Annotated in this window: 10 protein-coding genes; 3 read left to right on the forward strand and 7 right to left on the reverse strand. The window is 63.1% G+C overall.

What is annotated here, in order from left to right:
• The first annotated feature begins 140 nt into the window (after positions 1–140).
• The gene (locus CH285_RS27795; RefSeq protein WP_155289035.1) at positions 141–305 is read left to right on the forward strand and encodes a hypothetical protein; all 165 of its coding nucleotides are present in this window, start codon (positions 141–143) and stop codon (positions 303–305) included.
• Positions 302–874, forward strand: coding sequence for a hypothetical protein (locus CH285_RS05225; protein ID WP_015586108.1), 573 nt, complete (start codon positions 302–304; stop codon positions 872–874). Before CH285_RS27795 ends, CH285_RS05225 begins: the two co-directional genes overlap by 4 nt.
• Before the next feature lie 842 nt (positions 875–1,716).
• Here CH285_RS05225 and CH285_RS05235 read toward each other — a convergent pair.
• From CH285_RS05235 to CH285_RS05265, 7 genes are all read right to left on the reverse strand, one after another.
• Positions 1,717–2,715: an aldo/keto reductase gene (locus CH285_RS05235; protein WP_015586110.1), complete on the reverse strand. Its 999-nt coding sequence runs from the start codon at positions 2,713–2,715 to the stop codon at positions 1,717–1,719.
• Positions 2,712–4,373, reverse strand: coding sequence for an FAD-dependent monooxygenase (locus tag CH285_RS05240; RefSeq protein WP_015586111.1), 1,662 nt, complete (start codon positions 4,371–4,373; stop codon positions 2,712–2,714). The genes CH285_RS05235 and CH285_RS05240 overlap by 4 nt, the downstream gene beginning before the upstream one ends.
• Positions 4,370–6,013, reverse strand: a complete 1,644-nt coding sequence (locus tag CH285_RS05245) for an MFS transporter (RefSeq protein ID WP_015586112.1) — start codon at positions 6,011–6,013, stop codon at positions 4,370–4,372. Before CH285_RS05245 ends, CH285_RS05240 begins: the two co-directional genes overlap by 4 nt.
• Positions 6,010–6,711 carry an HAD family hydrolase gene (locus tag CH285_RS05250; RefSeq protein WP_052047793.1) on the reverse strand — a complete coding sequence of 234 codons (702 nt, stop codon included), beginning with the start codon at positions 6,709–6,711 and terminating at the stop codon, positions 6,010–6,012. The genes CH285_RS05245 and CH285_RS05250 overlap by 4 nt, the downstream gene beginning before the upstream one ends.
• 2 nt (positions 6,712–6,713) lie before the next feature.
• A complete protein-coding gene (locus CH285_RS05255; protein ID WP_015586114.1) occupies positions 6,714–7,685 on the reverse strand; it encodes a ScbA/BarX family gamma-butyrolactone biosynthesis protein in 972 nt (323 codons plus the stop codon).
• Positions 7,686–7,956: 271 nt separating this feature from the next.
• Positions 7,957–9,039 (reverse strand): alpha/beta hydrolase, encoded by a 1,083-nt coding sequence (locus CH285_RS05260; RefSeq protein WP_015586115.1) that lies wholly within the window; start codon positions 9,037–9,039, stop codon positions 7,957–7,959.
• A gap of 55 nt (positions 9,040–9,094) precedes the next feature.
• A complete protein-coding gene (locus tag CH285_RS05265; RefSeq protein ID WP_052069823.1) occupies positions 9,095–11,296 on the reverse strand; it encodes an MMPL family transporter in 2,202 nt (733 codons plus the stop codon).
• A gap of 98 nt (positions 11,297–11,394) precedes the next feature.
• Between CH285_RS05265 and CH285_RS05270 the strand changes: the two genes are divergently transcribed.
• Positions 11,395–12,033 carry a TetR/AcrR family transcriptional regulator gene (locus tag CH285_RS05270; RefSeq protein ID WP_015586117.1) on the forward strand — a complete coding sequence of 213 codons (639 nt, stop codon included), beginning with the start codon at positions 11,395–11,397 and terminating at the stop codon, positions 12,031–12,033.
• The last annotated feature ends 292 nt before the right edge of the window (positions 12,034–12,325 follow it).

Here is a 12,325-nt window from a genome sequence, read left to right on the forward strand (position 1 = left end):
GGCTGACAACCGTTTGAACGGCAGACCCGTTGGCCTGCGGATGAGAATTCGAGCTGTTCGTGGTGTCCGGTCCTGACGCTAGTGTGCATCGACAGAGACAGCCAACAGGGGCCTTGGCCTATCGGTGGGGGTGAATGATCATGCGAGACAAGAGCGGTGGAGATGTGAACGTCGACGGAAGCGGGGACGCCGTAGGACACGTCGTGGACAGGTTCGCCGCGGTGATGACCGAATTCGACGTCGATACTGCCGGCGTGGGTGTGCCGTGTATCGATTCGGTGTGGCAGGGGGAGTTGCGGGGATGAGGGGCCGGCAGCTCGTCGTTGTTGACGTCCACACCACGGGGCCGTCGTTCGAGGCTCACGAGGCCTTCGAGCTCGCCGCGATCGACGGTGCATCCGGGAGGGTGTGGGATCTCGCGCTGCCTTTGACATCGGCACAGCTCGAACGGGCGGATTCAACATTCCTGCAGCTCAGCGGATACCACCGTCGACGGCTGGTGGAAAAGGCGCAGCATGACGCGTTGACCATTGGAACGGAGCTCGCGGCGCTCAGTGATGTGTTGGCTGGAAACACGCTCGGCGGCGCAGATCCGGAGATCCATGCGGCATTTTTGAGCAAGGTCTTTCACCGGCATGGTGTCCGGTCGCGTTGGCACCACCTGCCCGCAGATATCGCGGCGTTGACCGCCGGTGCCCATGGGATCCCCGCAACCAACATTCCGCGGCTGGAGGTGTGCTGCGAATTGTGGAATGTGCAGCTCGCGGAATTTCCTTCGGCGCTGGATCGGGCGCACGCTGTCGCCGATTGCTTCGCGGCGTTCGACCGCAGAAGCGGACGGGAATCGGTGTCGGCAACGCTCAGAGGCGAGTAGGTGTTGAAGCAGCCGCTTATTGCGCTGGGCCACACCTGAGCCCCGCAGTTCTGTCTCGGTAGTCACGCTATCGCAGGCGGCGAATCCAGACGAATGGTATTCTACGAGTTAATACTCGTATTTGATGGCAGCGGCCGTCACCGTTGGACGTGGGGATCTGATGGATCTGTTCATCGATGTCATAGCCTCAATCGCTTCCTGGTGTGCTCCGATGGTTCTGCTCGTGGCTGCCGCAATCCTCTTGGTGGAATCCGGCTTGCTCGTCGGGTTTCTCCTCCCGGGTACTGGCACGGTTCTGGCGGTCGGTGCTCTCGTGGGGCTGGGCGAACTTGATCCCGTCGTGACGGCGATCGTCCTGATCGCTTCGTCGACAGCAGGGGCTCAGCTGGCCTTTCGGTCCATCAGGCGTGGATCGTGTCGCGCTGATATCGCCGGCGCAGGCCGCTTTGCGCGCCTGATCAACAGGGTGCTTGCTCGGGCACGTCAGTTGTTTTCGGGGGATGCGCGCGTCGGGACAGTGACCACGCATTTCGTCGGAGGCGCGAGGACCTTGGGGCCACGTCTCGCTGCGGGTTCCTCGTTGTCGTTCTCGAGGTTCGCGGTGTTGAATATCGTCGCCGCAACCGTGTGGGTCACTCTTCTGTTGACCACGGGAAGCGTGTTGGGAGCCAACCCCGCGTGGATCCCCTGGGCCACTGGCGCTTTCGTCGTGGCCGTAGTTGGAGTCATCGCAATTCGGGCATTTCGGCGCAGTGACGCTCCGGTTCCCGGCGGCACAATTCCCGCCCGTCGATCTGATCGACGGGGCGGGAATGCGGCTGTGCCGTGCAGTTGTGCCCGTGTCATTCGCGGCCGGCTGATACCCAACTCATGTCGGGTGCTCGGGTTCCGGTGACGGCGTCGGCGAGGGTGTCGAGGACGGCGAGCTGGTCCGCGGTGAGTTCGATGTGCACCGAGCCCGCGTTTTCGGTGACCCGATCCGCATTCCGAGTGCCGGGTATCGGAACGACGGGCAGCGCGAACTGTGTACCTTTCACCCGTAGCCACGCCAATGCGATCTGGGCGGGCGTGGATCCGTGCTGTGACGCGATGTCTGTCAATGGGGCGAGGGCGTCGGTGTTCGTTTCGAATGCGTCGAGTTGAAAGCGGGGTAGATACCGCCGAAAGTCGTTGTCGCCGAGCTGTTCCTGTTTCACTTTTCCGGTGAGCATTCCGCGTCCCAGTGGGGAGTAGGGAACGAATCCGATGCCGAGTCGAGCTGCGGTCGGGACGATGGCGTTCTCGACGTCGCGGCTGAACAAGCTCCATTCGGACTGGACCGCGGCGAGCGGATGGGTCCGGTGCGCTCGTTCTAGTTCGGGGGCGGTTACTTCCGATACTCCGATGTGCCGGACTTTTCCGTCGGCGATGAGCTCGGCCATCGCTCCGATGGTGTCGTCGATCGGGATGTGTGGGTCGACCCGGTGAAGGTAGTAGAGGTCGACGACGTCCACGTCGAGGCGACGCAGGCTGTTGTCGATGCACTGGCGGACGTAAGCCCTGTCTCCGCGGCTTCTGCGGCCGGGTTCGGTTACGGAGGTATCGATACCGAATTTGGTGGCGACGGTGACCTCGTCGCGACGGTCGGCGAGGAGTCTGCCGATCAGTTCCTCGTTGGTCCCGAGGCCGTACACATCTGCGGTGTCGATGAAGTCGATGCCGAGGTTGACGGCGTGATGCAGGGTCTTCAGTGCTTGGTCGGGGTCGGATTCGCCGTACATCGAGGTCAATGCCATGCCGCCGAATCCGAGTGCGGATACTTCGAGGCCTGTTCCGAGGTTCACGTGTGGGAAGTCGGTCATGATGCTGTCTCCTTGGAGGCGCTCGTTTCGGGTCGACCGCGTTCGACTGCCTGTGTGTCCGCGGGTCCGGCCACTGCGGTGAGGTAGGTCCGTATGGCTGCAGGGTTCTGCAGCGAGCCGGTCATGCCCACTATGCGGTCGGGACGCACGACAGCGACACCGCCCTGTCCGAGCTCGCTCGAAACGATCTCGTGGGTGTCGATCACGGTGGGAGTTGCGCTCAGAAGTGTGGTGGGGGAGTGGACCACGACCACGACGTGCAGCCGCGACCCCCACGAGTCGAGGATGGCATGTAAGGCCCGGAGTTCGTCGATACTGGTGATGGTGGCCAGCGCCAGGACTCGTCGGTCATCGAGGAGGTCGGGCAGCAACTTGTCGACCTCTCCGTCGAACTGGACGGGATGCGGGGGCAGGAACTTGCCCGGCGAGATGGTTCGACCGCGCCCGCCCCCGCGGGCCACTGACGGGCCGTAGGCCGTATCGATCTGCGCCAGTTGAGGAACGACACGCCGGGTGAGGAGCCCTGTCGCCGAGAGGATTCCGAGGATTCGGTCGCGGATCCACCGCGAAACGGCAGCACGAGTTGTCCACAGTTTCGTCTGAAGATCGGTCATCGCGGCGACCGATTCTGCGACGGGTCGTCGTTCGAGTTCATATGTTTCGAGTAGTGCTGCATCGGCTCCGTCGACCGCTACTGCTGCAAGTTTCCACGCGAGATTCGCCGCGTCCTGTATTCCGGTGTTCATACCTTGACCTCCCGCAGGACTGTGAATATGTGCAGCGTCGCCGGCAAGGATGAATCGGCCCGACACGTAGCGCGAGGACAGTCTCCGGTGTACTCGAAAGTCGCTCTGCCAAAGCACATTACTGACCCGGAAGCGGCCGAGGCCGCGTTGGCCGAGCATGATGTTGGCGCGATCGGTGATCTGAGTCGGCGGTATGAGCGCAGGGGAAGCGGACTGACGGTGTCCGAGAAATACCCGGTGTCCACCACCTGGGAGCGGGACGACGACCGTCACCCCGTCCGGGTGGAGATGGTACTGAGCCTCCCCGACCGACCCATCGGTTTCTAGGGTGCCGTCCACCAGCAGAAAAGCGTCGTCGTAGCTGTCGCCGTCGAAGTCGATGGCCGCTGTTTTCCGCACGGTGCTGTGTGCACCGTCGGTGCCCACGATCCACTCTGCTGTTGTGGTGAAGCGGATTCCGCTCGGACCGACCAATGACGCCCTCGCCCCGTCGCTGGGCCCGGCAGGGTCCGGATCGAGGGCACCGAGGAACTTGTGCCGCCAGCGGACCGTACCTCCCAGCGCCTGGTAGAGCTCGAGGAGAGCTGCCTCGACGAGGGGCTGCGGAAGGGACAGTGGTTTGTGCAGGCCGGGCTGGTCGAGGCCGGTGAAGTCGACGTGGCCGATCTGTGACCCTTTCGACCAGTACGACGCTCGGTCGAGAGTGACGCCGGCATCGAATACCGCGGGATCGACACCGAGGATGCGCAGGCTCTCCTGGGCGGCACTCCAGAGTACGAGGGCTTTCGGTTCGGTCGAGGGCCCCGACTTGCCGTCGATAATCATGTGGTCGACGTTCCTGCGGGCGAGCTCGCAAGCAAGCGTCAGACCTGTGGGGCCCGCGCCGACGATGAGGACGGTGTGCTCGGTCATGTCCGGACTCCTGACGGGCGAGGCGGGGCGAGGCTGGATTGTTCGGCCGAGATCACGTCCTCGTATCCGGTGGACGGCGCGTCGCGGGGTAGGGGAGAGGCCGCTGCGTGCGGGTCTGCTGCCGCGGGGTCGACGAGGAAGTCCTTGCGTCTGATGAGGGTGAATGCCGCGATCGCACCGATGAGGGTGACGATTCCCGCGATCGTCGTGACCTGATGCAGCGCCGAGATGAACGCGATTTCTGCTGCCACCCCAACGTCCTGCCCGGTCTCTTGCAGCGCCGCGACGGCCCCGGAGGCCACGGCGTCGACGGTGGCGTCGAGCTGGGCCGGAGTCAGGGCGGATCCGTACGCGGTGTCGAGTTCGGATTCGATGGTGCGATGAGCCAAAGCTCCGAGTACCGCCACGCCCAATGCCGCACCGACCTGCTGGAATGTCTCGTTGATCCCAGCTCCCATCCCTGAGTCTTCGGCCCGAACGAGAGCCACTGCCGCGCTCGCACGGGGTGGATTGTGTAGTCCCATACCGAGTCCCGCGATCACAAACCCCGGTAACAACGCCGTCCAGCTGTCACCGACGTCCGCGAATCGAAACAACAGAAACCCGATTCCTGTGCACAACAGCGAGATTCCGATCAGAATCGATGTCGAGATCCGGGCGCTCAGTATTCCGCCCACGGCACCGGATATCAGCAGGACGCCGGTAAGCGGCAGGAACCTCAATCCGGTCTCGATAGCCGAGTAGCCCAGCACGCCTTGCATCCACAGCACCGAGAACAAGATGGTGGCCGTGACGGCGAAGTTGATCGCAAACGTTGCCGCGGACAGGCCGTTGAAGGAACGGTTTCCGAACAGGACCATGTCGAGCATGGGATTGCGGACGCGGCGCTCGACCACAGCGAAGCCGAGGAGGGCGAGCACACCGACCGCCAACGCTACCGCGGTACGTGGGTCGGTCCATCCCACGACGGGTGCCCGGATGATTGCAAAGATCAACGCGAACAGACCTGCGGAGAACAGTGCCAGACCGAGGGGGTCGAGACCGCGGCGCGCGGTCGATGTCTGGTGGTCCCGGACTTTCAGAGCGACGACGGCCAGAATGATCAGTCCCACAGGGATATTGAGGTAGAACACCCATCGCCAGTCCACTTCGGTGAGGATGCCTCCGATCAACGGTCCCGCAGCGATGGCGATGCCCGAGGTGGCCCCGAAGATGCCGAAGGCGGTTCCTCGTTGGCGGCCGTGGAACGTCGCTGCGATCATCGCTGGGCCGACGGCGTACATGATGGCCGCGCCGAGGCCTTGAACTCCACGTGCTGCGTTGAGCAGAGTTGCTGACCCAGCGAGACCGCAAGCCACGGACGCGAGGGTGAAGGCCAGCGCGCCGACGGCGAAGATCCGGGTGCGGCCCAGTCTGTCCGCGATCGAGCCGGCGGTGAGCAGAAACGCGGCCAGTGCCAGGGCGTAGGCGTCGATCACCCATTGCAACTGCTCGAAGCTGGCCGAGAGGTCTCGTTGTATCGCGGGCAGTGCGACGTTGACGACGGTGAGGTCCAAGAACAGCATGAATGTTCCGAGGCAGACCGCTGTCAGCGTCCACCAGCGTTCGGGGGCCGACTGCAGCGGTTCGGGGGTGCTCATGCGGACTCCTCGAGGAGCGCGTCCGCGGTGGGTTGCGCGGCCGGCTGCTGGCGTCCGAACCAGGCGTCGATTGCCTCGATGGCTCCCGCGGTGTCGGTGAAGTGATGTATCTGCATTCCGTGCGCTCGGGCGGCTTGGCAATTGCGTAGGTCGTCGTCGACGAACAGGCATCGAGCGGCAGGGACGCCGAGTCGTTCGGTCGTCCGGCGGTAGATTTCGGGTTCGGGTTTGCGGACACCTTCGTTCGCGGAGACGACCTCGACGCTGAACAGGCCTGTGGGGACGATTCCTCGCCACTCGGGTTCCCATTCTCGGACGTTGTTGGTCAACAGTCCCAGAGTTCGTCCTTCGGATTTCAGCGTGTGCAAGTAGTCGAGAAGTTCCGAGTTGGGGACCCGGCCGGAGAACCATGCCGGCCGGAACTGTGACAGGTCGATAGCGCGTCCGGTCATGGTTTCCAGTGCCGATCCGACTCGGTCGAGGAAGGCCGCTTCGGTGATTTCGCCGCGTTCGAGCGGGGCCATGATCGTTTCGTCCGGGTCATCGTGCGCGGTGAACAGGGCACCCATCAGGTCCTCCGGTTGCACGGACATGTACTCGGTGAACGCCGCGATGGTGTCGGCGATGGGGTTGGTCAGGACGCCGCCGTAGTCGACGACGAGAACGAGGGGACCGGTGTCGATACTGTTGTCGGACATCGTCATCCCACCTCGACCTGCGAGCGGACGATGACGACGTCACCCTGGACGAGTTCGAAAGATGCGACGATCCCAGTCCCGGACTCGGTGGGTGCGGTGTCGATCAAGCGGCAGTAGACAGGAAGCTCGTGTTCGGCGAAGTCGAGGAACTGGATGTCGTAGCGCACCGGGGAACCGACCGACGATTCCGGCAGTGAGTGGGTGTCGAGGACGGCGCACACCGATGCCTGCCTGCACGCTTCGGTCAAGAGCATCCCCGAGACGTGGTCGACCTTGTGATCGGAGAGCGACGGGTGGTTGTTGTCGACGACGACCTCGTACGTCGTGTCGGGGTGTTCGGTGCCGGTGGAGGCGATGACGACGTTCTTCGAGTCCCGCCGGGCAACGCGTGCAGGCGGAAGCGGAACGGCGGCAGAGGTATACGGCTGATCGGGGGTGTTCTTCGCTGCCCGCCCGGCCGCGCGCATCTCGGCGAACATCTGCTTGGGCATGAAGCTCAGGGATCCGACGAATTCGCCGACAGGCACGCCGTCGAGAACGGTCTGGTACCTACCGACTGCCCCGGTCAGGTACCCCTCGACGTGGAACCGCTTCTCGAATTCGACTCGGATGACCAACCGGCCCGGTGTTTCCCCGACCTGGAGGGCAGCGAGGTCGGTCACCGACACCGAGGCCTTGCGGAAGACGAACGCCCAGTCCTTGGGTACTCCGTAGAACTGGTGACTGATCAGGATCGAGGCCTGCCTGCATGCCTCCACGAGGATCATGGGGTCGTACCGGTCGTCGAGTCGGTCGCTGTAGAGGGCATGCCCTCGCGGTAGCTGCGCGGCGACGACGAATCGGTTCTCGCCCGTCGCAGCAGCGTCGGTGAGGAAGACCTCGCTGACAGCTGCGCGGTGGACGAGGCTTCGCGGCACAGTGCGATCGAATGTCAGTTCACTGGCGATATCGAACGGTGGTGTGGTGACAGTCATTTCTTCCCCCAGGAAGGTGGTCGCAGATTTTCTGCTTTGTGCGAAACGCACCGATCGGTACGTGGTTTCAAGTACAGCGCCACGTTTTCGATAAGTCAATTCTTTTCACGTTAATTCCAAATGTTCGGAAAGTGATTCCCGTAACAATATAATTTCAGTTCGAGCGCAGATATACCGCCAGTAATTCGAGCACTATTGTGAGCCTGTGCACACGGTTAAGTGCACAGGCTCGCAATAGTGCGTTCAGCTATTTGATGCCGATCTGATGCGGTCAGTGGGGTTGTCGGGCGTCGAGCCACTGGTCGAGCGAGTCGAAGACGATGGCGGCGTTCCGTGCGTGGCCCATGTAATGGCCTGCGTGAGGAATCGTGATCGCCTTTCTGTCCGATGTTCCGGTGAACGATGCAATATGTTCGTCACCGAATTGCACGCGTGCGTCGTCCTGTCCGTAGAGGCCGAGAACTGGAATGTCTATGCTCGACATTTTGGCCAGGTCGAGAAGAATTCCGGGGCCTTGTGAAAGCATGTCGCCGCACGGGTGTTGGTTCTGATAGGGCGCTGCTGTATCGATTACTTGTTGTTCGGTATCGGCATAGTTTCCTGTCACGAATTCAGTGGTTCCTTGGTCGTAAAAGGTGTAGCCCTTGGCGGCGGGATTGTTTTCCGATGCCGAGCCTCCGGTGAGGCAGCGTGGTGTGGCGGCGAAGAATCTGACGTAGGCCTCGGGTGTCAGTCCGCGATCGGCCCAGTCCATGACGACGAGAGCGTCGACGTCGTCGAAGGTGTAGGCCTCGATCTGGACGATCTGCCCGCCGTTCGACTGGCCGGCGAGGGTGATGTGCCCGAAGGTGGGGGCCGTTCCGGATGCATCCCATTGATAGGTGCCGGTACGCAGCGCTTGGACGATCTGATGGGCCATCGTTGCTTGGGACCCCACGCACATGGCCCCGCCTGCCGGAGCGTCGCTCGTGTCGTATCCGAGTCTGTCGATCGTCAGTGAGGTCTGTCCGCGAGCGGCCATTTCGTAGGTGTGGTGGTATCCCTCGACTGGAAGACGCCAGTACCATTCGCCGGCTGCGATGCCGTGTTCGTAGAGGGTGATGGCGTTGCCGAAACCCTCTGCGGGAGCGGTGAGATGGCCACGGATGGTGTAGGTTCCGCCGTCGGCGGTGCACGGGACGGCTGTGTCGTTGGTGTTGCGGACTGTGAAGGACACCGGTACGTCGATCACGTCCGATCGGGTCGGCTGCGCGGAGGCGATGGCCGTTCCACCGAGAAAGATGGCGGTCGACGCGACGGTTATCGCAATCGCGGCGAGGAGCCGTGAGAGGGGGTGATGGCGGCTGTCGAGCATGGGGTACTCCGATCGGGGCGGGGATGTGGTGGCTGGGAGCGTGCGAGTGCAGTGCTCATACAGGGGTTTTGGGTCTTCCAGGGTCGACTTCGGTACCAGGTGTATCGACGCGTGGAGCATCGGTGATGCCGATGAGCTGGTGCAGGCGTGCCAGTGGGCGCGGTGCCCACCAGTTCCAGCGGCCGGTCAGGGCCATGATGGAGGGGACGAGGATCGCTCGGATGACGGTGGCGTCGATCAGGACCGCCAGTGCCATGCCGATTCCGAGTTGCTGAAGGAAGGTCACCCCGGAAGTGGCGTAGGTGGCGAAGGATGCGGCCAGGATGAGAGCTGCTGCGGTGACGACGGGTGCGGAGCGTGAGATGCCATCGATGATGGATTGGCGATTGTCTCCGGTACGGTCGAATTCTTCTTTGATGCGCGAGAGCAGGAAGACTTCGTAGTCCATCGACAGGCCGTAGGCGATGCAGAACATCAGGATGGGGATGCTCGGCTCGATGGCACCGGTAGGGGTGAAACCCAGCAGCCCAGCAAGATTGCCGTTCTGAAAACCCCACACCAGGACACCGAACATGACCGTCAGTGACAGCAGATTCAGAATGGTGGCTTTGATGGGGGCGATGATCGATCCGGTCATCACGAACAGAATGGCGAAGGTGATCAGTGCAATGAGCACGGCCACGAGCGGGAGCCGGGCGGTGACGCCGTCGGTGTAGTCGTCGAGCATCGCGGGTGAGCCGCCGACGAGTACCTGGCCGGGAGGCTCCACCGACCGTACCGCGGAGACGAATCCGGCTCTGTCGTCCAGTGATTCGCGAGTCGGTACCACCGAGAGGTAGCTGCCTGCGGTGTCGGGAGTGAAACGGACGGCGCCGTTCGGTGGAGCAGTGAGCGCCCTGTCGGGTTCGACGGTGCCCAGTGCGCTGTCCACTCGTAGCACCTGGGGCAGTGCTGCGAGATCGGAGGCGTACCGAGCGAGGCCGTCCGGTGCGATGGTCGGTGCGACGAGCAGAATTGCGTCTGCATCCTCGCTGGCGTAGTCGTCGCGGATGGTGTCGTACAGGGCGCGGACCGGAACCGACTGCGGCAGGATGCGATCGTCCGGTGCGCCGAACCGAACGCCTAGTACCGGCGCTCCGAGCAGTATCAAGATCACCACACCGGCGATCGCGAACACTGCAGGTCGGCCGGTCGTGGCCACGGTGATCCGCCGCCACACGGTACTTCCGTCGGTGTCCGGTTCCTTGCGCCGTAAGGCGCGGTGCCCGAGCAGCACCAATGCGGCCGGGAGTACGACCGTAGCGGCGAGCACGGCGGTGGCGACGACGGCTATCCCGGCGTAGGCGAACGAGGCCAGGAACGGGAACGGGAAGACCAGCAGAACGGCCAGTGACGCGGCGACGGTGGCGCCGGAGAACATGATGGTGCGTCCGGCTGCCTGCGCTGCTCGCTGCACGGCCAACGTCAGGTCAGCGGTGCGGCGGGCTTCCTCTCGGAAGCGGTAGATCAGGAACAGTCCGTAATCGACGCCGAGTGCAATGCCCATCACCAGCGCGATGTTCGCCGCGAAGGTCGATACTTCGGTGAAGGCTGCCACCACGCGCATGATGGCCAGGGTGCCGACGACGGAGAACAGTCCGGTTGCGAAGACCACTGCGGCGAGACGGAGCCGCCGTAGGACGGCCCACAACAGTGCGATCACCAGCGGGGCGATGATCAGCTCTGCTCGGAGAAAGTCGGTCCTGGATTGTTCTGCGACGGAGCGGAACACCTCGTCGCTGCCGCCGAGAGCGATGTCGATGTTCGAGGTAGCCGACCGGCTGAGTGCCTCGTCGAGAGCGGGAAGGACCTGTTGCCGGATTTCGGTGGCGTCGCCCGGTGCCCACGCCTGGATCAGCGCCGAGCTGCCGTCCCCGGCGGCGAGGGTCGGAACCTCTTCGGTCCAGTAGGACCATGTGTCGTCGATGCCGGGGAAGGTGTCGACGAACTCGGTCAGACGTAACCCGTCCGCGGCGACGGCCGAGCTGTCGACGTCGCCGGTCTTCGCGGTGACGAGGATGGTGATGTTGGGTGTGCCGGTCTGAAAGGTGTCGTTGAGCAGCGCCTCGGCTGCCGCAGACGGGGCGTTGGTCGCCTCGAACCTGTTCAGGGACAGTGCATTCATCGCACCGGCAGCGACTGCTGCGAGCACGAGGAAGAGGACGCCGGCCACTACGAGGGTGAGGCCGGGTCGAGTTGTGGCGAATCGGGTGGGCATCGCGGGTCCCCCTGCTACCGTGGATACGAGCGATTGCTCGTGATTTGCGAGAATACGAGCGAAAGCTCGTCTTGTCTACCGGAAAGCCTGGAGTTCACATGCCGAATACCTCGACGCCAACTACCTCTCCTGCACCCAAGCGTCAGGATCGCGGACTCAAGCGCATCGCTGCGATCCTCGACGGTGCGGAGGAGTTGTTCGGAGAAGTCGGGTTCGACGCAGCGACCACGAACGCTATCGCCAGCAAATCGGGCATGTCACCGGGTTCGCTGTACCAGTTCTTCAGAAACAAGGAAGACATCGCCGCAGCATTGGCGGAACGCTACGTCGTGGAGTTGACCGACGCCCAATCGGCCGCGGTCGATCCGCGACCGGACGGCTTCGTGGAATCTCTACCGCAGTTCATCGACCGGGCCGTCGACAATATGGTCGCCTTCAATGCGGCCAATCCGGCTTTCCTGCAACTGTTCTCGCGAGCAGATACCCAGCCTGCCCTGTATACCGCAGTCGTACCATTGCAGAGCGAACTCTCCCAGAGGGTCGCCCAGACCTTGGCCGCACTCGCACCGACCCTGTCCAGCGAACGCATCGACCTCCACGCGCTGGTGGCCTTGCAGATCACCCGCGGAATGATGCCCGTCATCGCCGCAGAAAAAACTAACAAGAAGGACCAGCTCGTGACCGAGCTCAAGGCGGCACTGATTCGTTACCTGTCCGAGGCACTCGCCTCACCCTGACGGAACAGAGACCCGCGCCGCCGCAGGCCGTGCGTACTCCCAGTCTGAAAAAAGCTGCAGCAGTAGCTGTTTTGACGTTTTTCAGTTGTGCTGCCAGCAATCACTGCTTTTCGTACACTATGGGATCCGCGCCGATCGATACTTCGATGCGTGGTGGAGCATTCGGTCGAGGCTCAACGCCCCGCGTCGTATGCTCGGTCAGCGATCGGCGACCTTAGGCGCGCACCCGGCGGCGGACCATGCGACCGGCGTGCATCGCCGCAACTTTGGTCCAATCAGGGTGTGCAATTAG

This window comes from Rhodococcus sp. 05-2256-B1, assembly GCF_002258465.1.
In the GTDB taxonomy this organism is placed as follows: domain Bacteria; phylum Actinomycetota; class Actinomycetes; order Mycobacteriales; family Mycobacteriaceae; genus Rhodococcoides; species Rhodococcoides fascians.

Bases quoted from the DNA above. Each gene is read 5' to 3' on its own strand.
- CH285_RS05250 (WP_052047793.1), bottom strand. From the start codon at position 6,711: ATGTCCGACAACAGTATCGACACCGGTCCCCTCGTTCTCGTCGTCGAC.
- CH285_RS05225 (WP_015586108.1), top strand. From the start codon at position 302: ATGAGGGGCCGGCAGCTCGTCGTTGTTGACGTCCACACCACGGGGCCG.
- CH285_RS05265 (WP_052069823.1), bottom strand. From the start codon at position 11,296: ATGCCCACCCGATTCGCCACAACTCGACCCGGCCTCACCCTCGTAGTG.
- CH285_RS05235 (WP_015586110.1), bottom strand. From the start codon at position 2,715: ATGACCGACTTCCCACACGTGAACCTCGGAACAGGCCTCGAAGTATCC.
- CH285_RS05270 (WP_015586117.1), top strand. From the start codon at position 11,395: ATGCCGAATACCTCGACGCCAACTACCTCTCCTGCACCCAAGCGTCAG.
- CH285_RS05260 (WP_015586115.1), bottom strand. From the start codon at position 9,039: ATGCTCGACAGCCGCCATCACCCCCTCTCACGGCTCCTCGCCGCGATT.
- CH285_RS05255 (WP_015586114.1), bottom strand. From the start codon at position 7,685: ATGACTGTCACCACACCACCGTTCGATATCGCCAGTGAACTGACATTC.
- CH285_RS27795 (WP_155289035.1), top strand. From the start codon at position 141: ATGCGAGACAAGAGCGGTGGAGATGTGAACGTCGACGGAAGCGGGGAC.
- CH285_RS05240 (WP_015586111.1), bottom strand. From the start codon at position 4,373: ATGACCGAGCACACCGTCCTCATCGTCGGCGCGGGCCCCACAGGTCTG.
- CH285_RS05245 (WP_015586112.1), bottom strand. From the start codon at position 6,013: ATGAGCACCCCCGAACCGCTGCAGTCGGCCCCCGAACGCTGGTGGACG.